This window comes from Azospirillum aestuarii, assembly GCF_016632405.1.
GTDB lineage: Bacteria > Pseudomonadota > Alphaproteobacteria > Azospirillales > Azospirillaceae > Azospirillum > Azospirillum aestuarii.
In genome coordinates this window covers 88,906-110,340 of record NZ_JAEPIV010000021.1, presented here as the reverse complement: position 1 = coordinate 110,340, position 21,435 = coordinate 88,906, and the positions used below count along the sequence as shown (strand labels likewise).

22 protein-coding genes and 1 riboswitch are annotated in these 21,435 nt (G+C 69.3%); of the genes, 11 read left to right on the top strand and 11 right to left on the bottom strand.

Going from position 1 to position 21,435, the window contains the following annotated elements:
* The 5 genes from JJL56_RS25435 to JJL56_RS25420 all read left to right on the top strand — a co-directional run.
* Positions 1–239: IS30 family transposase (locus tag JJL56_RS25435; protein WP_200486775.1), on the top strand; the 239-nt coding region annotated here is incomplete at its 5' end.
* Positions 236–361 carry a hypothetical protein gene (locus JJL56_RS33760; protein ID WP_282188951.1) on the top strand — a complete coding sequence of 42 codons (126 nt, stop codon included), beginning with the start codon at positions 236–238 and terminating at the stop codon, positions 359–361. The genes JJL56_RS25435 and JJL56_RS33760, both read left to right, overlap by 4 nt.
* A 104-nt stretch (positions 362–465) precedes the next feature.
* Entirely contained in the window at positions 466–732 is a 267-nt protein-coding gene (locus JJL56_RS33755) for a hypothetical protein (protein WP_282188952.1), read from the top strand.
* Positions 733–913: 181 nt separating this feature from the next.
* Positions 914–1,288, top strand: a complete 375-nt coding sequence (locus JJL56_RS25425; RefSeq protein ID WP_200486774.1) for a hypothetical protein — start codon at positions 914–916, stop codon at positions 1,286–1,288.
* A gap of 127 nt (positions 1,289–1,415) precedes the next feature.
* Positions 1,416–2,183: a superoxide dismutase gene (locus tag JJL56_RS25420; protein WP_247891246.1), complete on the top strand. Its 768-nt coding sequence runs from the start codon at positions 1,416–1,418 to the stop codon at positions 2,181–2,183.
* Between the two features lie 77 nt (positions 2,184–2,260).
* On the opposite strand, the gene JJL56_RS25415 is transcribed toward JJL56_RS25420, so the two are convergent.
* Positions 2,261–2,941: an energy-coupling factor ABC transporter permease gene (locus tag JJL56_RS25415; protein WP_145628771.1), complete on the bottom strand. Its 681-nt coding sequence runs from the start codon at positions 2,939–2,941 to the stop codon at positions 2,261–2,263.
* Between the two features lie 174 nt (positions 2,942–3,115).
* A riboswitch (cobalamin riboswitch) is annotated at positions 3,116–3,353 on the bottom strand.
* A gap of 144 nt (positions 3,354–3,497) precedes the next feature.
* On the opposite strand from JJL56_RS25415, the gene JJL56_RS25410 reads away from it, so the two are divergent.
* Together JJL56_RS25410 and JJL56_RS25405 are read left to right on the top strand one after the other, a co-directional pair.
* Positions 3,498–5,426 (top strand): glycosyltransferase family protein, encoded by a 1,929-nt coding sequence (locus tag JJL56_RS25410; protein ID WP_200486773.1) that lies wholly within the window; start codon positions 3,498–3,500, stop codon positions 5,424–5,426.
* Positions 5,427–5,632: 206 nt separating this feature from the next.
* Positions 5,633–6,784 carry a glutathionylspermidine synthase family protein gene (locus JJL56_RS25405; protein WP_247891245.1) on the top strand — a complete coding sequence of 384 codons (1,152 nt, stop codon included), beginning with the start codon at positions 5,633–5,635 and terminating at the stop codon, positions 6,782–6,784.
* An 86-nt stretch (positions 6,785–6,870) separates the two neighbouring features.
* On the opposite strand, the gene JJL56_RS25400 is transcribed toward JJL56_RS25405, so the two are convergent.
* Together JJL56_RS25400 and phaR are read right to left on the bottom strand one after the other, a co-directional pair.
* The gene (locus JJL56_RS25400) at positions 6,871–7,095 is read right to left on the bottom strand and encodes a hypothetical protein (RefSeq protein ID WP_145628777.1); all 225 of its coding nucleotides are present in this window, start codon (positions 7,093–7,095) and stop codon (positions 6,871–6,873) included.
* 148 nt (positions 7,096–7,243) lie between these two features.
* Positions 7,244–7,915, bottom strand: coding sequence for a polyhydroxyalkanoate synthesis repressor PhaR (gene phaR / locus JJL56_RS25395; protein ID WP_145628779.1), 672 nt, complete (start codon positions 7,913–7,915; stop codon positions 7,244–7,246).
* 485 nt (positions 7,916–8,400) lie between these two features.
* Here phaR and JJL56_RS25390 point away from each other — a divergent pair, with 485 nt between their 5' ends.
* The 3 genes from JJL56_RS25390 to phbB all read left to right on the top strand — a co-directional run bounded on the left by JJL56_RS25390 (position 8,401) and on the right by phbB (position 11,775).
* Positions 8,401–9,666, top strand: a complete 1,266-nt coding sequence (locus JJL56_RS25390) for an alpha/beta fold hydrolase (RefSeq protein WP_200486771.1) — start codon at positions 8,401–8,403, stop codon at positions 9,664–9,666.
* A gap of 112 nt (positions 9,667–9,778) precedes the next feature.
* Complete coding sequence (locus JJL56_RS25385) at positions 9,779–10,954, top strand: acetyl-CoA C-acetyltransferase (protein WP_145628781.1); 1,176 nt, start codon at positions 9,779–9,781, stop codon at positions 10,952–10,954.
* A 98-nt stretch (positions 10,955–11,052) separates the two neighbouring features.
* Positions 11,053–11,775: an acetoacetyl-CoA reductase gene (gene phbB / locus JJL56_RS25380; RefSeq protein ID WP_119510469.1), complete on the top strand. Its 723-nt coding sequence runs from the start codon at positions 11,053–11,055 to the stop codon at positions 11,773–11,775.
* A 468-nt stretch (positions 11,776–12,243) separates the two neighbouring features.
* Here the strand turns inward: phbB and JJL56_RS25375 are convergent, their stop codons facing one another.
* From JJL56_RS25375 to JJL56_RS25365, 3 genes are all read right to left on the bottom strand, one after another.
* The gene (locus JJL56_RS25375; protein ID WP_200486770.1) at positions 12,244–12,651 is read right to left on the bottom strand and encodes a hypothetical protein; all 408 of its coding nucleotides are present in this window, start codon (positions 12,649–12,651) and stop codon (positions 12,244–12,246) included.
* Between the two features lie 4 nt (positions 12,652–12,655).
* Positions 12,656–13,909, bottom strand: coding sequence for an MFS transporter (locus JJL56_RS25370; protein WP_186453054.1), 1,254 nt, complete (start codon positions 13,907–13,909; stop codon positions 12,656–12,658).
* Positions 13,910–14,024: 115 nt separating this feature from the next.
* The gene (locus JJL56_RS25365; RefSeq protein WP_200486769.1) at positions 14,025–14,960 is read right to left on the bottom strand and encodes a LysR family transcriptional regulator; all 936 of its coding nucleotides are present in this window, start codon (positions 14,958–14,960) and stop codon (positions 14,025–14,027) included.
* A 95-nt stretch (positions 14,961–15,055) separates the two neighbouring features.
* Here JJL56_RS25365 and JJL56_RS25360 point away from each other — a divergent pair, with 95 nt between their 5' ends.
* Positions 15,056–15,532, top strand: a complete 477-nt coding sequence (locus JJL56_RS25360; protein ID WP_145628787.1) for an NUDIX hydrolase — start codon at positions 15,056–15,058, stop codon at positions 15,530–15,532.
* Here JJL56_RS25360 and JJL56_RS25355 read toward each other — a convergent pair.
* The 5 genes from JJL56_RS25355 to JJL56_RS25335 form a co-directional block, all read right to left on the bottom strand.
* Positions 15,495–16,316: an EAL domain-containing protein gene (locus JJL56_RS25355; protein ID WP_200486768.1), complete on the bottom strand. Its 822-nt coding sequence runs from the start codon at positions 16,314–16,316 to the stop codon at positions 15,495–15,497. The genes JJL56_RS25360 and JJL56_RS25355 overlap by 38 nt on opposite strands.
* Positions 16,317–16,513: 197 nt before the next feature.
* Positions 16,514–17,614, bottom strand: a complete 1,101-nt coding sequence (gene ychF, locus JJL56_RS25350) for a redox-regulated ATPase YchF (RefSeq protein ID WP_145628791.1) — start codon at positions 17,612–17,614, stop codon at positions 16,514–16,516.
* Between the two features lie 118 nt (positions 17,615–17,732).
* Positions 17,733–18,551, bottom strand: a complete 819-nt coding sequence (locus JJL56_RS25345; RefSeq protein WP_200486767.1) for an energy transducer TonB family protein — start codon at positions 18,549–18,551, stop codon at positions 17,733–17,735.
* Positions 18,552–18,581: 30 nt separating this feature from the next.
* Positions 18,582–20,831, bottom strand: coding sequence for a TonB-dependent receptor (locus JJL56_RS25340; protein ID WP_200486766.1), 2,250 nt, complete (start codon positions 20,829–20,831; stop codon positions 18,582–18,584).
* A gap of 214 nt (positions 20,832–21,045) precedes the next feature.
* Positions 21,046–21,396: a DUF2946 domain-containing protein gene (locus tag JJL56_RS25335; protein ID WP_247891244.1), complete on the bottom strand. Its 351-nt coding sequence runs from the start codon at positions 21,394–21,396 to the stop codon at positions 21,046–21,048.
* Positions 21,397–21,435 lie beyond the last annotated feature (39 nt).

Below are 21,435 nucleotides of genomic sequence, written 5' to 3'. Positions count from 1 at the left end.
CGCGCAGTCCTTGGCAGCGCGGCACGAACGAGAACACCAATGGGCTGCTGCGTCAGTACTTCCCCAAGGGCACCGACCTCGCCGTGCATGACGCCGATACCCTGGCGGCCGTCGCACTTGTCCTGAACACCAGACCCCGCAAAACCCTTGGCTGGAAAACTCCAGCAGAGGCGCTGGACGAACTGCTCCAATCCATCGATAAGGGAGGACGGGAAGAGGCTGTTGCGACGACCGCTTGAATCCGCCCGACCTGATCGGCGGCGGCACGGGCAACGACCGCGGCTTCGGCGGGACGGGCGACGACATCCTGTTCGGCGAGGAGGGCGACGACACGATCAGCGGGGGGCGGGCCGCGACCTGATCGGGCTTGGCGCGGGCGACGACCTGGCCACCGGTGACGACGGCGACGACACGCTGTTCGGCGGGGCGGGGAACGACCTGCTGAACGGCGGTGCGGGCAACGACGTGCTGTTCGCCGACGGCGGGGCGGACACGCTGTGGGGCGGCGAGGGTGCGGACCTGTTCGCCTTCGGGCGGGCCTCGGGCGGCTCGGTGGTGATGGACTTCCAGGCGGGTGTGGACCGTTTGGCCCTTTACGACGCCAGCATGGACCTCGGCGCGGTGATCCGCTCGGCGCGGGTGGAGGGCGGCAACACCACCCTCGACGTCGGCTCGGGCAACCGCATCACCATCCTCGGCCAGACCGGCAACGTCGCCGCCTGGTTCGGCTGAGACGGCATAGAGACCAGCCGGAACGGCGGGTGCCGGGGCCTTCGGGCTTCGGCACCCGCCGTTTTGCGTCGGCTTCCCCGAACGGAGGGGGCGGGCTAATCCGTAGGGGTCTTTGCCGCCGCGGGGTTATCGGTTGGATGATGGTTTACTCGATCGAACGAATCCCCGGAGCCATTCCGCCATGCCGACATCGCCGCACGGATTGCCCGACCGCGGGCTGAAGCCGTTCATCCTCGCCATTCATCGCGAAGCTCTGGAAACCGCCGCGGCCAAGGGGCTGACCGGCACTCTGGCTCAGGTCGCCGCCCTCCAGGACACCGCGAGCCTCGCCTCGGCCAAGGCCGGACGCCTCGTCACGGAGGAGGAGGTGATGCGCCTGCTGCTTCGGGAGCGCCGCGGCCGCAAGATTCATGAGGTGGTGGGAGCGGCTCCGGTCGCTCCGGTCAGGAAGCCGACGGCGGCGCCTTCCCGATTCCGTCTGGGACGTTGGCGGACGGTGGCGATCGGCATGGCCCGCTCGGCATCCGTCGGTCTGACGGGAAAGATCCGATTGTAAGAATAGGACGATCTGCTGTCCGCCGGTACCGAGTGAGTACGCCCATTGCCCTGTTGAGTGAGTTGCGGGGCGCACTGAGGCTGTCGCTTCCCCGCTGTTCGGCACGACACACACATTGGGAGGTCTCATGTCCGTTCGCCTGGATCGCCGCCAACTGCTGCTGTCCGCCGGAGCCGCCGCGCTGGTGCTGGCGGTGGCGCCGCGCTTCGTCTTCGCTCAAGCATCAGGGGCCCAGACGCCGGGAGGCCAAGCCCCGGGAGGCAAGGGCTTCACGCTGCCGCCGCTGCCCTACGCCCCCGCCGCGCTGGAACCGCACATCGACGCGACGACCATGAGCGTGCACCACGGCAAGCACCATCAGGCTTACGTGGACAACCTCAACAAGGCGCTCGCCAACCACGGCGACCTTCAGGCGATGCCGTTGGCCGACCTGCTGAAGCGCGTGCCGGAACTGCCGGAAAGCATCCGCACCGCGGTGCGCAACAACGGCGGCGGGCACGCGAACCACAGCATGTTCTGGAGCATCATGGGGCCGAACGCCGGTGGCGCCCCGGACGGCGAGGTCGGCGCCGCCATCACGCGCGACTTCGGCAGCTTCGACGATTTCAAGACGCGCTTCAATTCGGCGGGGGCCGGGCAGTTCGGCAGCGGCTGGGTCTTCGTCACCGCCGATCCGTCATCGGGCAAGCTCGCCATCGCCGCCCGCCCGAACCAGGATTCCCCGGCCATGGAAGGGGTGCCGGTGCTGATGGGCAACGACGTGTGGGAGCACGCCTATTACCTGAAGTACCAGAACCGGCGCGCCGACTATCTGGCGGCCTGGTGGAACGTGGTCGACTGGGGGGCGGTGAACCGCCGCTACGCGGCGATCCGCAAGGGCGAGCTGGTGATCTGAACGGCAAAGGGCGGCGGGGCATCCCCGCCGCCCTTCACGCGAATCCTCCCGTCCAACGGGTCCGTCAAGGGAGCCGGTCAGGCGCCCTGGTGCAGGCGGACGTTGAACAGCGGCCCCTGGCTCTGGCGGCGCAGCGCCTTGGCGACGGCCAGCACGGCGAGGTCGGCCAGCGGCTCGACGATGATGACGGTCATGTAGGCGGCGCCGAAGGAGGCCACTTCCGTCATGGTCTCGGCGGTGAAGCCGTGGCCGTAGAAGGCCCAGAAGGCCACCCAGGCGACGATGCCGCCCTGGTAGGTGGTGGAGAGGGCCAATGCCTGCGAGTACTTCAGGTCGACATAAGGGGTGGCGTCCGGAACGATCCGCTTCGCCAGCAGGCTGATGCCCCACAGCGGGACCAGCAGCGTGGTGACGTTCATGCCGTACTGCGGCAGGTCGAACGGCGCGAAGAACAGGCCCTGGATCAGCAGGCCGGCGGCCAGACCGATGGAGGCGGCGCCGGCGCCGAACAGCAGGAGCAGCGTCGAACCGAGGATCAGGTGAACCTCCGACACGCCCACGGGGTGGTGCGGGAACACCTCGAAGAAGCTGAAGACCAGCGCGGTGGCGATCAGGCTGCGCAGCACCAGCGGCGCGACCCCGCCGTTGTTGCGGACGTCGTCGCGCGCCAGCTTTCCGGCCATTGCGAAGCCGCCGGCGGCCGTCGCGTAGCTGAGAGCGATCTTGGCGCCGTCCACGACGCCGGGTTCGATGTGCATGCTCTATGCCCTTTCCGAGTCTGCCATGCGTTGGGAGGGGCGTCGTTGCTGGCAGGCACCGGCATCGCAACCCCCTTGGTCCCCTGGATGGGCGCACCGGAGGGACGGCTTGCGGAGGACGGGCGGCCTTCGGGCCGGACATCGGCAAGCGACCACCGGGGCACCCCGCCCGAGGACGTACGTTCGGTTACGGCAGGTCTCCTGGCTTGCGGGTCAAGGCGGCATCGTCCGGCCTTCCCGGCGCCCGTTCCCGCAGGCGGCGCCAGTGACACGGAAAGGACGATGCCGCTCACCGCTCACAGTTGCGGGGGCAGCGCCGGATTTGCCGTGTTCCCTGATCGGGGCGGCGCATCGGCTTCCCTCTTAGCCCCGCGACCGGACGGCGCGGGGAACCATAACCGGCGCCAGGGTAGGGGCGGGGTCCCCCGCCGTCAAGAGGGGGATGGCGACCCATCGGCGGCATCGCATGCCTTCCTTGACACCGCTCCCGCGGAACCGACAAGGTCCTGCGGATGGCGCGAGGCCGGATCAACGGGCGAAGGACGGGATTGCGGGCATGCTACCGGTTCATTTCCTGACCATCGTGCTGAACGGCGATCCCTTCATCCGCTATCACCTGGAGGTGTTCCGCCAACTCCCCTTTCCCTGGCATTGGCACATCGTGGAGGGGGTGGCGGAGCAGGTCCGCGACTCCTCCTGGTGCGCGCAACGGGGCGGGCGCGTCCCCCAGGACCTACACCGCGACGGCCGCAGCGGCGACGGCACCTCGGAATATCTGGACCAGATCGCCGCGGAGGAGCCCGGCCGCGTGTCGGTCCACCGCAAGCCGCCCGGCGCTTTCTGGCAGGGCAAGGTGGAGATGGTGACCGCGCCGCTGGTCGCCATGACGGAGGAGTGCCTGCTCTGGCAGATCGATGCGGACGAGCTGTGGACGGCGGAGCAGGTCATCCGTGCGCGCCAAATGTTCCTCGATTCGCCGTCGCGCACGGCGGCGCTTTACCTCTGCCATTTCTTCGTCGGCCCGTCCCTGGTCCTCGATCGGGTAGACCATTACGGCAATTACCGCGCCTACGAATGGCTGCGCACCTGGCGGTATCGGCCGGGGGATTTCTGGCACTCGCACGTCCCGCCCCGGCTGATGCGCCCGCAGCCCGACGGGCCGGACCTTGAACTCGGAGCGGCCAACCCCTTCCTGCATGAGGAAACGGCGGCGGGCGGGCTGGTCTTCCAGCATTTCGCCTATGCGACGCGGGAGCAGGTCGCCTTCAAGGAGGTCTATTACGGCTACGACGGCGCGGTCCGGCAATGGGACGCCCTGCAAACGGCCGGTCGGTCGGTCGGCAGCGGCACCCTCCCATTGCGCGATTTCTTCCCCTGGGTGACCGACGCGGCGACCGTCGCGCGCGCCGAACATGCCCTGGTGGAACCGTTGGCCCGCCCGGCCCCCGATGGACGCTGGGCCTTCGTGCCGCCGGCACGGGGTGCCTCCACCGCCCCGGCGGTGGCGTTGCTGCGGGAGTCCGGCCCTGCGGCCTGCCGCCGCACGCTCGCTCCCGGCGAACCGCCGCCCTTCCCGACCGACCTGATCCGGAGCGTCGGCGTGTTCCTGCTCGACGGGGCCGGTGCCGTCCTGCGGGCGTCGGGTTTCCTGCGGGAGTTGCGGCGGGCCGTGCCGCTGGCCCGGATCACCGTCTTCGCAACGCCGGACGCGGAGGCGGCGCTCGCCCTCTGCCCCTACGTCAACCAGCGGGTCACTCTGCCGCCGCTGCGGGGGCGGGCGCCCGACGACGCGCTGGTGAGCGCCGTGCGCCAGGAGATCGGCGATCAGTTCCAGGGCGCCTTCGATCTGACGGTCAACCCGGTCCGGGGTGAGGATGCCGGCTTCGCCAACCGCCTGATGCAGGACACCGGCGCGCCGCTCCGCCTCGGTTGCAGGGTCGGCCGGCCGGTGCGCGGCTATTACGCCGATGCCTTCCTGACCCATGTCGCGCCAAATCCCGCCGTCCTGCTCGGTGCGCTCAACGTCGGAGAGCCGGACCCCGCGACGGAGGTCTGGACCTCCCCCGCCGGTGAGCGCGCCGCCGCCGCGCTTTTGGCAGAGGGCGTTCCGGCGCGCTGGCGCTGCGCGGTCGGCCTGTCCGCGTCCGTCGGCACCGGGAGCCTGTCGGAGTTGTGCCGCCGCCTCGCCGCGCGGGGCGGTACCACCCTGATCCTGGTCGGCGAGGAGGCCGCCAAGGGCGCCGCCGCGCGCATCGCCGGGGAGACGGGGGCGGCCTGCGTGAACGCGGTCGGGCGGCTGGGTTTCGACGGGTTGTGCGCCCTGCTGCGGCGCTGCGACCTGTTCGTCGGGACGGGCGCCCCGGCGGAAGACATCGCCGTGGCGGCCAGGCTTCCCATGGTGGGAACCGGCCCGGAGCGCGGCGATCCGACCGCCGAGGCGATGGAGAGCGCCATCGCGGCCTGGCTGGCCAGCCGTCCGTACTGAAGGACGTTCCCACCCAGCCTGTGAGATCCGGGAGGGGAAGCGTGGAAAAACGGAGGGATAGGCGCGCAAGGCGCTTGTGTTGGCGCGTTTGCGCCGCAATGATCCGCCCCCTCCGAATCCCGGACGGCCGCGCGGCGCGCGGCGCAGCGGGGAAAACCATGGATTGAATCCGGCGGCCCGGTAAGCACACGATGCGCAGAGCAGTCATGAAACCCCGTGCGGATTGGCGTCCGGGGCTCCGCAAATACCCCTTCGGCGTCCGCGCCATGAGCGCCGGCGCCTTTTGGCGCGAGGATGTGCGGTACGAGTTCTCCGCCCATCAGATCGACTTGATCGAGAGCGTCGCCGACGAACTGCACACCATGCTGCGCGAGGCGCTGCGCGCGACGATGGACGGGCGGGCGTTGGCCCGGCTGGGGGTCCGCGGCGGCGTGGCGCGGCTCCTGGAAGCCTCCTGGAACGACTATTGGGCTGCGGGGCGGCTGAACGAGCGGGCCGGCGGGCTGATCGGGCGGCTGACTCTGGCCTATGACGGGCGCGATTCGGTCAAGCTGCTGGCCTGCAACTACGACACGCCGGAGGGGCTGTTCGCCGCCTCGATCATCCAGCGCAACTGGCGTGAGGCCCTGATGGCCGACGCCAACCAGTTCAACGGTCTGCATGAAGGGATTGTGGAGCGCTGGGAGGAACTGGCGGCGGGCATGCCGGGCCGCCAATTCGTCCATCTGGCCTGCGCCACCCCCGACCCGATGCGCGAGAGCGAACTGGTCTATCTGGCCGCGACGGCGGCGGAGGCCGGCATCGCCACGCATCTGCTGCCGCTGCAAAGCCTGGGTTGGGACGGCCAGCGTTTCGTCGACGACGAGGGGCGGGCAGCCTCCTGGCTGGCGAAGATCTACCCTTGGCAGGGGCTGGCCGACGACGCCTTCCTGCAAAAGCTGCGGATGGGCGGCATGAGCATGCTGTCGCCGCTGTGGTGCTGGCCGATGTCGAACCATGGGCTGCTGGCGACACTCTGGGCGCTCTACCCGCGCCACCCCAACCTGTGCCGCGCCGGGCTCGATCCCGAGGAGCTGGCCGGCTGCGACGCCGTGACGGAGCGCAGCCTGTTCGGGCTGGACGACGCGGCCCAGCGCATGACGGCCCATGGCCGCACCGTCTCGGACACCGGCGGCGCCGAGTATCCGGGGGGGCGGGTCTGGCTGGAAACCCCACCGATCTTCGAGGAGGAGGGCGTCCACGCGCTCCTGCACTGTTGGATCATCGGGGACAAGTGTCTGGGCATGTCGGTCCGTGAATCGGCGGACCCGCGGGTCGGCTCCGACGCGGCGATGGTGCCGCACATCTTCCGCGGCTGACGCGCTTTCACGGGGTGGAAGGAACCCGCCCTGTTCCAACGGGGCGCAGGGCGGGCGCTTCGGCGGCGGCGATCAAGCGGCGGGGCTCAGCGGCTGCGGCCCGGCGCGAAGGGATTGGGCAGCGGCGAGCCGAACGTCGCCCGGCGGGCGTCCCGCCACGCGACATCGTTGCCGACGCCGCTGTGGGTGGCGGACACCGACACGACCTGACTCTGGTGGCGCAGCCAGCCGCGCAGCTTTTCCTCGAATCGGTGGGCGTCCTGGGCGTCCGCAACCTCCAGTTCCATCGTCATCTGCAACTCGGTCTTCATGGCGTTCCTCCTCTGGACCGTTCCGTTGAACAAACAGCCGGGCGTGCCACTGGTGCCGAAAAAACAGAAAAGGGCGGGGAACTTTCCCCGCCCTGCGCCGCAAAGCTGTCAATGCGATGGCCGTCGATGCGATTGGCGGCGCTGCCGCTCACTTCCCTTCGGGCTTCGCCGGGCGGGCCGGCTTGGCGATGCTGGCGATCTGCTTCTGCAGGTCGTCGATCTGCTTCTGAAGCTCTTCATAGGTGTGGCTGACCGCCGCCGGGCCGTTGGACGGAGCGGCGGGCGGAGCGGCGAACGGGCCGGGGGGGGCAGGGCGGGGCGGCATCGCCGGCTCGCCCGGCTGCCCGTCCTCGGCACCGCCGAAGGGCGAGAACATGCGCATGGCCCGTTCGAACATCGCCATGTTCTGCTTGCCGACCTCCTCCAGCCGGCCGAACGGGAACATGCCGCCCAGCGTGTTCTGGAAATAGTCGCGCATCTGCTCCTGGTTGCGCGAGAAGGACTGCATCGAATATTCGAGGTAGCGCGGCACCATCCACTGCATGTTGTCGCCGTAGAAGCCGATGAGCTGGCGCAGGAAGCTGATCGGCAGCAGGTTCTGGCCCTTGCTCTCCTCCTCGACGATGATCTGGGTCAGGACCGAACGGGTAATGTCCTCTCCGGTCTTCGCGTCATAGACCACAAAGTCGAGGCCGTCCTTGACCATCTGACAGAGATGGTCGAGCGTCACATAGCTGCTGGTCGCCGTGTTGTAGAGCCGCCGGTTGGCGTACTTCTTGATCGTGATCGTCGCGGACTTCTGGTCTTCCTTGTCGGCCATCGCTGTTTCTTTCAAGAAGGGTCGTGCGGCGGGTATGTTCCAGATATAAGGACTACTCGAAGGAATGCACCCTGTCCAGTGCTGTGCCGCAGCGCTGCGACCGCAGGTGGACGGCGCCCGGATAATTCGGGATTTGCGGCATTTTCGATCGGTCCTTCGCGGCTCTGGTCAAGCGTACCGCCTCCCCCATATACTCCCGGCCATGGCCGAATCGTCCGAATCCGACACCCCGTCCCTGGAAACGCTCGCGCAACGGTACCTCGACCTGTGGCAGGAACAATGGGCGGCCTGCGCCGCCGATCCCGAGATGGCCGATGCCGCCGCCCGCCTGTTCCAGATGATGGCGCAGGGCGCCGCGGCGATGGCGCCCTTCGTCCTGGGGCCGGGCGGCTTCGCCTACGCCAGCCCGCCGGGCACCGGCTGGAATCCGACGCCAGCCCCGTTCCAGCCGGCCTCATCCCAGCCGTCCTCCGAGGGAGAGCCGCGTGACCGGGGACAACGCCACGATGCCCCCACCCCCGCAACCCACTCCACGGCCCACCCCACGGCTGGGACCACGGCCCCTGGCGCTGCATCTGGCGACGGTGGCGGCGACACTGCTCAGCTCCTCCGCCGCATTGCCGCACTTGAAGAACGGCTCGCTGCCATGGAAGCCGCATCTGCGGGAGCGGGCGGAGGACCTGCGCCGGCGGATCGCCGCAACCGACGCGGACGCGTTCGCCCAGACGGTTGACCGGGCGGTCCGCCGCCAACTCGACCTCGCCCTGACGGGCATCGAGCGCTACCGCCACCACCCTTACCGCCGCGATTTGCCCGACCCGCCCGTGCCGTGGACGGAAGGGACGTCCCGGCTGCTCGACTACGGCGCCCTCGGCCCGGCGACCGGCGCGCCGGTCCTCTTCGTGCCGTCGCTGGTCAACCGTCATTACATTCTGGACCTGTCGGCGCGCAAAAGCCTGATGCGCTGGCTGGCCGCGCAGGGTCTGCGTCCCTTCCTGATCGACTGGGGCACGCCCGGCCCGCTGGAGCGGCGCTACAGCCTGACCGACTACATCGCCGGGCGGCTGGAGCGGGCGCTCGCCGCGGTGGTGGACGCGGTTGGCCGCCCGGTCCCGGTGGTCGGCTACTGCATGGGCGGGCTGCTCGCCACCGCGCTGGCGCAGCGCCGCCCCAAGGAAGTCGCGGCGCTTGGCCTGCTGGCCACCCCCTGGGACTTCCATGCGGAGGACGCCGGATTGGCCCGCCGCGCCGCCGCGGCGTTCCAGCCCTTCGGCCCGCGGCTCGACGCCTGGGGGGAACTGCCGGTGGACATGCTCCAGGCGCTGTTCGCCCAGCTCGACCCGCTGCTGGCGCTGAAGAAATTCTCGCAGTTCGCCCGCATGGAGCCGGACAGCCGCGCCGCTCTCGCCTTCGTGTCGCTGGAGGACTGGTTGAACGATGGGGTGCCGCTGGTCGCCGGGGTGGCGCGCGACACGCTGGCCGGCTGGTACGGTCGCAACGACACGGCGCGCGGCGAATGGTTGGTCGCCGGCCAGCCGGTGGAGCCGGCGCGGTTGCGCATGCCCGTTTTGGCGCTGATCCCGGAGCGCGACCGCATCGTTCCGCCCGCGTCCGCGGTGGCTTTGGCAAGATCAATCGGCAGCGCGCAAATGATCAGGCCGCCGCTTGGTCATATTGGCATGGTGGTCAGCGCCGGTGCCGAAACAGGAGTCTGGCGTCCCCTGGCCGAATGGCTTAGTGCGGCAGGATAACCGCAGCCTGTCAGGTGTCTTGCATTGCGAGAAATCCGCGCATAAGGTTTTTCTCACTCCGTGCGGCCCCCTGTCACGATAATAAAACTGACAAAATCTGAGGAGCGTCAACATGACCGAGGTTGTGATCGCCAGCGCAGCGCGTACTCCCATCGGCAGCTTCAACGGGGCGCTCAGCGCCGTGCCGGCCCATTACCTGGGTGAGGTCGCCATCCGCGAAGCGCTGAGCCGCGCCAAGACCGACGCCGCGGAGGTGACCGAGGTCATCCTGGGCCAGATCCTGACCGCCGGTCAGGGCCAGAACCCGGCCCGCCAGGCCGCCGTCAACGCCGGCATCCCGGCCTCCGCCACTGCTTTCGGCATCAACCAGCTCTGCGGTTCGGGCCTGCGCTCGGTCGCGCTCGGCTATCAGGCGATCCGCAACGGCGACGCCGAGGTCATGGTCGTCGGCGGCCAGGAGAGCATGAGCCAGGCCCCGCACGTCATGCATCTGCGCAACGGCGTGAAGATGGGCGCCGCCGAGATGCTCGACACCATGCTGAAGGACGGCCTGATGGACGCCTTCAAGGGCTACCACATGGGCACGACGGCCGAGAACGTCGCCCAGAAGTGGCAGCTGACCCGCGACGAGCAGGACGCCTTCGCCGCCGCCTCGCAGCAGAAGGCCGAGGCCGCCCAGAAGTCGGGCCGCTTCAGGGACGAGATCATCCCGGTCACCATCAAGGGCCGCAAGGGCGACATCATCGTCGCCGACGACGAGTATCCGAAGCACGGCACCACGGCGGAATCGCTGGCCAAGCTGCGCCCGGCCTTCTCCAAGGACGGCACGGTGACCGCCGGCAACGCCTCGGGCATCAACGACGGCGCCGCCGCGCTGGTCCTGATGACCGCCGAGAACGCGGCCAAGCGCGGCCTCACCCCGCTGGCCCGCATCGTCTCCTGGGCGACCGCCGGCGTCGATCCGGCGATCATGGGCACCGGCCCGATCCCGGCCTCCCGCCTCGCGCTGGAGAAGGCCGGCTGGAAGCACGAGGACCTGGACCTGATCGAGGCGAACGAAGCCTTCGCCGCGCAGGCCCTGGCCGTCAACAAGGACCTTGGCTGGGACACCTCCAAGGTGAACGTCAACGGCGGCGCCATCGCGCTCGGCCATCCGGTCGGCGCGTCCGGCGCCCGCGTCCTGACCACCCTGCTCTATGAGATGCAGAAGCGCGACGCCAAGAAGGGCCTCGCCACCTTGTGCATCGGCGGCGGCATGGGCATCGCCCTCACCGTCGAGCGGGGCTGATGAAAAGCGGGCCGTTCCCTCCGGGGTGCGGCCCGTTTCGTATGTGCGCCTACAGAAACCGATAAAGAATCCAACACCAAGCTTTGGGGGAGGAGCCAATGGCTCGAGTTGCAGTCGTCACGGGCGGAACGCGCGGTATCGGCGAAGCCATCTCCGTCGCGTTGAAGAACGCTGGCTATGTCGTTGCCGCCAACTACGCCGGCAATGATGAAAAGGCGAAGGAATTCTCGGCCCGCACGGGCATCGCGGTCTACAAGTTCGACGTGTCGGACTTCGACGCCGTGAAGGATGGCATCGCGAAGATCACCGCCGAACTCGGGCCGGTGGACGTGGTGGTGAATAACGCGGGCATCACCCGCGACGGCGTGATCCACCGCATGACCCCGCAGCAGTGGAACGACGTCATCGCGACGAACCTCACCTCCTGCTTCAACCTCTGCCGCAACGTCATCGACGGCATGCGCGAGCGCGGCTTCGGCCGCATCGTCAACATCGGTTCGGTGAACGGCCAGGCCGGCCAGTATGGTCAGGTGAACTACGCCGCCGCCAAGTCGGGCATCCACGGCTTCACCAAGGCGCTGGCCCAGGAGGGCGCTGCCAAGGGCGTTACCGTCAACGCCATCGCGCCGGGCTACATCGACACCGACATGGTGCGCGCGGTGCCGCCCAACGTGCTGGAGAAGATCGTCGCCCGCATCCCGGTCGGCCGTCTCGGCAAGGCCGAGGAGATCGCCCGCGGCGTGCTGTTCCTGGTCGGCGACGACGCCGGCTTCATCACCGGCTCGACCCTGTCGATCAACGGCGGCCAGCACATGTATTGATCGGCCGGTGCGAGGACTCCCGGGTCTTCGCACCCGTTTGAAGCGACACGAAGCCTTCGCCCCTCTCCCGTACCCGCGGGGGAGGGGTTTTTTCTTTGGATCGCCAAGGACATGGCGCGCGGCACGGGAGGCCAAAAAAGCGAAACCCCCGCGCGGGGGGCGGGGGTTTCAGCGGTTGTGCCAGGACATCCGCAATGGTTGAGCCGTCTCAACGGCAATGTTCAGAAATGTGTGGCCGAACAGGTCGGCTTCCTCAAGTAAGCGCAGGTGGACTCATGACAATCACACCCTCCTGACTACGGGAACATTTGCTGTGATGAGAAGTTGGCTAATTGGCCAACTTGATGCGGTGTCCACCGCGTCTTCACCTCAACCAGTGTTGCTCTGAGGAATAGCCTGCTCCACCTTGCGGGGGTTGTCAATAGCCGAACTGTGGCCCCGTCACCGCTTGGTGGACGGTTTTTTGCGTCACTTGAACTGGAAGCCGACCGGGCGTTTGTCGTCCAGCGAGACCACCGCGCAGCCGCCCAGCGCCGGGCCCACCGACAGTTCGCCGTAGGCGGTGACCGCCCCTTCCTCCTTCAAACGCCCGACGAAGCCGCTGCCGTCGCTGCGGGCGACCCAGGCGAAGGGTATCCAGGTCTGGCGCACCGGCTGGCCTCCGGCACGGACCACGGCGGTGAAGGCCTCGGCGGTCGGGGTGCCCGGCGGGAAGACGGCCAGCACCGTGCCTCCGTCCTCCTCGTTCAGGGCGGCCTGGGTCAGCGCCACCCCCGTCACCACCGCCCAGACGACCAGGGCCAGCGCGCCGAGCGCCAGCGCGAAGCCGTGGCCGAAGCCGGGAGGAGAAGTGGGGGCGGGCGCCGGTTCCGTCATGGCCTCAGGCCTTTGCTTCCGCCGCCAGGGAGGGGGCGGGCTTCTCGGCGATCGGCCAGTTCACCACCGCGGCGGCAAAGGCCAGGGCCACGCTGGCCCACCACACCACGTCGTAGGAGCCGACGCGCTCGTACAGCACGCCGCCCAGCCACACGCCGAGGAATCCGCCCACCTGATGGCTGAGGAAGGCGAAACCGTAGAGCATGCCGAGATAGCGCGTGCCGAACATCAGAACGACGAGGCCGGAGGTCGGCGGCACGGTGGACAGCCAAAGCAGGCCCATCGCCGCGGCGTAGAGGATCACCGAAACCGGGGTGACCGGCAGCAGGATGAAGATCGCCGTGCACAGGCCGCGCAGCGTGTAGTTGGCGCAGAGCAGCAGGCGCTTGCTCATCTTCCCGCCCAGCACGCCGGACATGTAGGACCCGACCACGTTGAACAGCCCGATCAGCGCCATCGCCCAGGAGGCGAGGCCGGGGCTGATCCCGGCGGCGGTCAGGTAGGGCGGCAGATGCGTGGTGATGAAGGCGAGCTGGAAGCCGCAGACGAAGAAGCCGGTGACCAGCAACACGTAGCTGCGGTGCTTGAAGGCCTGCCGGATCGTCGCGGCGAAGCCGATGTCGGCCCCGGTGACGGCCTGCGCGCTCTTCGACCCGCCCGCCCCGGCGAAGGAGGAGGCGAGCACCGGGATCATCAGCATCGAGGCGCCGAACAGGATCAGCGCCGTCTGCCAGCCGTAGGCGGCGATGAAGGCTTGGCCGGTGGGGGCGAACAGGAACTGTCCCATCGAGCCGGCGGCGGTGGCCACGCCCATCGACCAGCTCCGCTTCTCCGGCGGGACGATGCGGCTGAAACCGGCGATGACGATGCCGAAGGACGCTCCGGCCAGACCCAGACCGATCAGCAGGCCGGAGCTGAGATGCAGCATCAGCGGCGTGTCGGCGTAGGGCATCAACGCCAAGCCCAGCGCGTAGAGAATCCCGCTGAGCCCCAGCACCAGCGCCGGGCCGTAGCGGTCGCACAGCGCGCCGGCGAAGGGGGTGCCGATGCCCCAGACCAGATTTTGGATGGCGATCGACAGGGCGAAGACGTCGCGGCCCCAGCCGTGCGCCTCCGACAGCGGTGCGGTGAACAGGCCCATGCTGGACCGCGGGCCGAACGCCAGCATGGCGATCAGGCAGCCGCAGGCGATGACGAATCCCGGCGTCCGCCAGGAGCGGGGCGAAGGCGCTCCGCCCGCCCGGTTGCTGGTGTTCAAGTGATCCTCCCTCGGCGCGGGCTGTGGCCGGTGCGGCAACGCTGGCCCGCGTCTCATCAGGGTCACACGATAAGCGCAGCCCGGACGTGCAGCAAATTCACAATGGGAAAGAAGGTTATTCGGCCGCGGAATGGCAGGGCAGGGGCAAGGGCACCTCCGCCGCCGGGGGCAGCAGGTCCAGCAGGCTGTCCTCCAGAACGTCGAAGACTGGGCCGATGCGCCCGGTGAAGCGGCCGCGCAGCAGCCACACCGCGACGGTCAGCGCGAAGTCCGGCGTCTCCAACGGCCGCACCTGCGCGGCGTGCAGGGTCGGGGCGATCAGCCGCAGCGGGGCCAACCCGAATCCGACGCCGCGGGCGACCAGCGACAGCAGCAGCGACTGGTCGAACCCCTCCACTGTGACGTTCAGCGCCGGGCCGTGCTGCGCCATCGCGCGGCCCATGGCGGTCCGGTACTGGCAGCCGTCGGGCTGAAGCACCCAACCCACGGCGTTCATGGCCGGCAGGGTCCAGTCCCGCTGTCCGGCCAGCTCGGACGACGCGACGACGCGCACGGGCTCGCGCGAGATGCAGACGGCGTCCAGATCGTCCGGCGGCGTCTGGGCGTCGTGGGTCAGCACCAGCGCGCCGTCCAGCGTGCCGTTGCGCACCTGTTCGACCAGCGGCGTGCTCCAGTCGGAATGGAGGCGGACGGTCAGGCCGGGGAAGGCGGCGCGCAGCCGGTCCAGCGGATGGTGCGCGGCGATGGCGGTCAGCACATGGGCCACGCCCAGCCGCAGCAGCCCCTGGGGCTGGGCGGCTCCGGCGAAGGCGTCCGACAGCTCGTCGGTCGCCTTCAGCACCCGGTGCGCGTGGGCCAGCGCCATCTCGCCGTCGCGGGTCAGGGCCAGCGGCTTGGTCTGGCGGTCGAACAGCGCCACGCCAAGCTCGGCCTCCAGCCGCTGGATCAGGCGCGAGACGGCGGACTGGGTCAGCCCCAGCCGGTGCGCGGCCTCCTGCACGGACTGGGCTTCGGCCACGGCGACGAAGGTGCGGATCTCGTTGAGCTTCATGGCGGCGTCCGGGGTGGGGCGGTCGGCCTCTTGGCCACTGGTATCCGACTGTCCGCCTGGGTTAGCGTCGGGTCAAGCGCAACGAGGGAGTTTCCATGTCCGCTTCGCCCGAGTCCACCACGCCCCCCGCAGACCGTTCCGGCCGCGAATACCCCGACCGTCCCTGGGTGGGGGTGGGCGCCGTGGTGTGGCGCGGCGACCGGGTGCTGCTGATCCGCCGGGGCCGCCCGCCGCGGATGGGGCAGTGGAGCCTGCCCGGCGGCGCCCAGTCGGTGGGCGAGACGGTGTTCGAGACGGCGGTGCGCGAGGTGCTGGAGGAAACCGGCCTGCACGTCGTGCCGACGGAGGTGGTCACGGTGGTGGACGCCATGACGCTCGACGACACCGGGGCCGTCCAGTACCACTACACCATCGTCGAGGTGGCGGCGGAGAGCCCGGAGGGCGAGGCGGTCTGCGCCGACGACGCCCTGGAAGCGCGCTGGGCCACCGTCGACGAGGCCGCCGAGCTGACCGAATGGGACGAGACGGAGCGGGTCATCCGCCTGTCGGCGTCGCGGCGAGCCGCCGGATGAAGTCCGGGACCTGCTCTGTGTCCAGGGGCTTGGCCAGCAGGTAGCCCTGGATGCGGTCGCAGCGGTAGGCGCGCAGGTAGAGAAGCTCGTCGTTGGTCTCCACCCCCTCGGCGATCGCCTGCATCCCCAGCGCGTGGGCGAGGTCGATGATGGCGCGCACGATGGCGGCGGCGTCGCGGTCCTGCACCATCGCCTGGGTGAAGTGCTTGTCGATCTTCAGCGCCTCGACCGGCACGCGGCGCAGCAGGGACAGCGAGGAATAGCCCGTCCCGAAATCGTCCAGCACCAGCCGCACCCCGGCGCCGCGCAACTGGGTCAGCACCTCGCGTGAGGACTCGCTGTGCTCGAACAGGGCGGTTTCGGTCAGCTCCAGCTTCAAATTGGCCGCGGGCAGGCCGGTTTCGGCGAGGATGCCCAGCACGGTGCGGGCGAAGCCGGGGTCCTCCAGCTGCCGTGCCGACAGGTTCACCGCCACCGGCACGTCGGCGACGCCGTCCTGCATCCAGCCCGCCGCGGTCTCGCAGGCGCGGCGCACCGTCCATTCGCCCAGGATGTGGATGGCGTCGCTGGTTTCCGCCATGGGGATGAAGACGTCGGGCGGGATCACCGTGCCGTCGGCCAGGCGCCAGCGCGACAGCGCCTCGAACCCGGTCAGCCGCCCGCTCTGGGCGTCGGCCTGCGGCTGGAAGGCCAAGCGCAATTCGCCGTGCCGGATGGCGTCGCGCACGCGGTCGGAGAAGGTCCCGGCACCCGGCGCGATGGTCGCGTTCTGGTTCACCGCCATATCCCCTCCGGTCCAGCCCTCGGTTGTCGCCCATAGGGGACTTAACAGCCGAAGCGAGGCTTGTTAACCATATCTCAGGGGTATTTAAGCGGTTTTTCCAGTTTTACGAAAGGGTTAACGGATTTCTCTGTGGTGATAAGATTGGGAGGCGTTAACCCTTCTCCCCCGGAGAGGAGAAGGGTTGCGCGGCTGCCCAATCAAACGTTGAAGCGGAAATGGAAGATGTCGCCGTCGTTGACGACGTACTCCTTGCCTTCCTGGCGCATCTTGCCGTTGTCCTTGGCGCCCTGCTCGCCGCCCAGCGTAATGTAGCTGTCGAAGTCGATCGTCTCGGCACGGATGAAGCCGCGCTCGAAGTCGGTGTGGATGACGCCGGCCGCTTCCGGGGCCTTGGCGCCGCGGCGCACGGTCCAGGCGCGGGCCTCCTTCGGGCCGACGGTGAAGAAGGTGATGAGGTCGAGAAGCTGGAAGCCGGCGCGGATCAGCTTGTTGAGGCCGGTCTCTTCCAGGCCGAGGGATTCCAGGAACTCCTGCTTCTCGGCGGCGTCGGAGAGCTGGGCGACCTCCGACTCGATGGCGGCGGAGATGACGACCATGCCGGCGTTCTCGGCCTTGGCCTTCTCGGCGACCTTGGCGGTCAGGCTGTTGCCGGTGGCCGCCGAGGCCTCCTCGACGTTGCAGACGTAGAGGACCGGCTTGGCGGTCAGCAGCATGAACTGCTTGAACACCGGCCACTCCTCGTCGCTGACATCGACGACGCGGGCCGGCTTGCCGTCCTGGAGGACCTTCAGCGCGCGCTCCATCAGATCGGCCTTGATCTTGGAGTCCTTGTCGCCGCCCTTGGCCTTCTTCTGGAGGCTGGTGAGCTGGCGCTCCAGGCTCTCCATGTCGGCGAGCATCAGCTCGGTCTCGACCACCTCGGCGTCGCGCAGGGGATCGACGTTGCCTTCCACATGGGTGACGTCGTCGTCCTCGAAGCAGCGCAGGACGTGGACGATGGCGTCCACCTCGCGGATGTTGGCGAGGAACTGGTTGCCCAGCCCCTCACCCTTCGAGGCGCCGCGGATCAGGCCGGCGATGTCGACGAATTCGAGCTGGGTCGGGATGATCTTCTGCGACTTGGCGATGGCCGCCAGCTTGTCCAGCCGCGGGTCGGGCACGCCGACGCGGCCGACGTTCGGCTCCTTGGTGCAGAAGGGGAAGTTCGCCGCCTCGGCCGCCTGGGTGGCGGTCAGCGCGTTGAACAGGGTCGACTTGCCGACGTTCGGCAGGCCGACGATGCCGCAATTGAAGCCCATGGGGGTGCTCGCCGTCGGAAATCTCGGGAATTGGGGCGCTTTATCCTACGTGGAGCCGCAAAGCGCAAACGGGAAGTGGGGGTGGGCAGGGTTGACCGCCGCTTCCGGCGCACTGGATTCACCGCGGGCGGAACAGGAAGGGCACGGAAAACACGCGGTCCTCCACCGGCAGGCCGGGTGGCGGGGTGGGAAAGGGAGACGCCTTGCGCACCGCGGCCAGGGCCGCCCGGTCCAACGCCTCGTCGCCGCTCGACGTGAGGATGGAGGCGTCCAGCACCTCGCCCGCCGTGCCGAGGGTCAGCTTGACGGTGGCCTGCCCGCCGCCGACCACCTTCTCCGGCTTGTGCCGCCCGATCCAGGCCCAGACCTGCGCCCCGTAATCGACCACCGCGCCCCGGCTGGCCGAAACCGCCTCGACCGCCGCGGCGGCGTTGTGGCCGGTTCCGGTTTCGCTTTCGGTGGATGGAGCCGGGGAAGGCGGTGACGCTGGAGCCGGCTGCTGTTTCGGTGCCGCCTTGACCGGTGGCTTCGGCGCTGGCTTCGGCAGCGGCTTGGGAGGCGGCGGCGGTTCCGCTGTGGGCTCCGGGGGCGGCTCCGCCACCGGAGGCACCGGTTCCGGCTCTGGCGCCAACTCCGGCTCCGGTTGGGCGACCGGCTCCGGCGTGGACTCCCGTTCCGGTTCGCTCTCCGGTTCGGGCGCCGCTGCCGGCGGCGGGCCGCTGTCCGCCTCGGACGCCACCAGCATCACCTCGATCACTGGGGTGATGGCTTCGTTCAGGCTGACGGCGCCGGTCTCCTCCGTGACCGTGCCGGGGGCCGCTCCGGCGGCGAACAGAAGGACGGCCAGGACGCCGGCGTGCAGCGTCCCGGACAGGGCGAGCGCCCCCAGCGGCCGGCGGGCCGGCTGGGGACGCTCATGCAGGCGGATCGCGCGCAAGGCTGGGAGCGCCGCGTCAACCGGCCTCCATCAGAAGGCCATGGTCAGGCCGAGGTTGAAGGACCGCCCCATGCCGGCCAGGGCGCCGATCGGCTGGCGGTTGCCGCTGGCGCGGAAATCGCCGTAATCGACGCCGCCCAGCGGCAGGTAATAGTGGGCGTCGAGCAGGTTCTCGATCCCGACGTCGGCGCGCAGGTTGCCCCAGACGTAGCTGGTGCGCAGGTTGACCAGGGCGTAGCCGGGGGTTTCCGGCTCGTTCCGCCCGGAATCCACCAGGAACTTGCGCCCGACCATCTGGAATTCCAGAACGCTGCTCCAGTCGCCCAGACGGTGGCCCAGGTCGAACGTCCCGTTCAGCGGCATGATGTGGTAGAGGTCGCGCCCGGTGTCGAGGTTGCGGCCGCGGACGTAGCTGACCACGGCGCCCATCGTGAACTCGCCCATCCGCTCGTCCTGGTGGACCAGGGTGCGGCCTTCGGCGTTGATGCCGTACAGTTCCGCCGTGTGGTTGGCGAAGCGCAACTGCACGAAGCCGTTCGACAGGGTGCCGATGCGGTCGGCGTCGATGAAGTTCTCGACGTGCGAATAATAGGGCGTGACCTTGACCAACCAGCGCTTGGCCGCGGCGTCCTGCCAAGCGGCGGTGGCGCCGACCGTGTAGGCGGTTTCCGGCTTCAGGTCCGGGTTGCCGACATAGCCGTTGGCGTCGCCGTACCAGCCGATCATGGTGGAGGACATGCCCCCGGTGCCCCAGGCGAAGCGCTCGTACAAGTTGGGCGAGCGGGTCTTGCGGGCGAAGCCCAACTCATAGCGTTCCGACGCGGACGGAGCGAAGCGGAGCAGCGCGGTGGCGTCGACGTTCACGTCGGTCTTGGAGCGGTCACCCCGGTTGAAGGCCGTGGCGGCGGGCGCGTCCGGGTTCGCCATGCCCATACCCATGCCCATCATGCCGGTGCGGATCGGGTTGGCCCAGGAGTAGGGCTGGACCGGCCCGTTGTCCATCCACACCACGTCGTTGCGCACGCCGAGCAGCGAGGTCCAGGCCGGGGTCCAGCGCTTCTCCCACTCGGCGAAGGTGCCGAGCCGGTCGCGGCGGGCGTCGTTCAGGTTCACGAAGGTCAGCGGCGACATCATCGCCGCCCCGGTGACCGGCGGCCACCAGTCGTCGATGCGGTAGCGGACCAGCTCGTTGCCGACGCGCAGCGTGTCCTGCGACGACAGCGGCACCTCCGCCGAGACGGCGTAGCCCATCTCGTGCGAGTCCGTGTTCATCGGCATGCCACCACGGTCGGCGCCGCCCTTGTCGTGCAGGAAGTTCATGGCGTGGACGGTGCGCTGCCAGAAGGCCCGGCCGTCCAGCGTGCCCCAGTCGAACGCGCCCTTGTAATGGCCGTTCAGGGTGGTGCCGCGGTTCAGCGTCATGTCCATGCGCTGGTTCGCGAAGCCGGAATAGGGCGAATATTGGTAGCCGCCGGACAGGGTGATCTCGTGCCCGTCCTTGCGCGCGCTGGCCGACAGGGCGTGGTTCTGCACGTTGTAGAGGGTGGAGCGGACCTTGTCCCCGTCGCCGTCCTTGTAATCGTCCGCCCGGCTCCAGGCGCCGGTGTAGCGCAGGCTGAACCGCTCGGTCGCCGCGGTGGCGGTGCCGGACAGGGTGGTGCCGTTGCCGTTCGAGCGGTAGACGGTGGACAGGCTGCCCTCGCCATGGATGGGCTCGCCGGGCTGGGCGTAGACGGGGGGCTTGCTGGTCACCGAGATGGTGCCGGCGATGCTGTCGCCGCCCTTGCTGACCGGGGTGACGCCGGCGATGGCCTCGATCGCGTCGATGACCGAGGGGTCGGCGTAGGACAGCGGCGCGTTCATGTGGTTGGCGCAGGCGGCGGTCATCGGCATGCCGTCGACCTGGACGCGCACGCGGTCGTCGGCCAGACCGTTCAGCGCCGGCAGGCTGGAGAAGCCGCCCGCGCTGTAGAGCGACACGCCCGGCAGGCTGCGCAGCAGCGCCGCGGCGTCCGCGCTGGCGATGCGGCGGCTGGCGATTTCGGCGGCGTCGAGCGTGCCGGTGCCGAGCGGCCGGGACAGGCCCTTCTCCGGCGCCGTGGCGGCCGGCGCGGTGTCCGTCTCGACCGGGACGGCGGGCAGGGCCTGCGGGGTTTGAGCTTGGGCCGGCAGTGCGCTCAGCGCGGCAAGGACGGCCGTCAGCAGGGCGGTGGAGGCACGAAGGCGATTGGACAAACGGGGGGCGTTCGCCGCGGACGCGGCGGTGGACAGGCGAATCATTGGGCGCTCGTTCTCGAAGGGGACGAGTGAAGATCGGGGCACAGCCTTGCCGCCCCGCCTGGTCATCGATCGGCGCGCAGGATCAGCGCAAGGGATCGGGACCGGCGGGTTGCGGTGCGAAGGCTGGCGTGAAGGATGGGGTGGGCAAGACCGGGCAGGCCGTGCCGGGCTCAACAGCCGGGCGCGGGAAGCGGAGGGCGCGTGCCGATGGTGGTCAGACGAAAGCCGGGGGCGCTCGGGCCTTGAGCCGCGACAGGAACCAGCCGGCGGCGATGTGCTGGCCGGGCAATCCGATGGAACTGTGGGCGACGACGGAAACCGGAAGCACCACGGTCAGAAGCGGCGGCGGCGCGGTCAGACCGGCGACCAGCCCGCAGACCGGGCAGTCATCGCCCATGGACAATGTGGCCTTGCCGTCCGGGATCAGGGAATCGGGGGATGGGCCGTCGGGAAGAACGATGGAGGCCATGCCCTGCGGCGTGCAGATCATGACCGTTTCGCCGGTCGTGGCGTTGGCCACCGGAATCAGGAAGGCCCAACCCAAAAGCTGCAGAAGCAAAGCCATTCCGCCCGCCATCACGGCGGCGCAGCCCAGCCTGCGTCC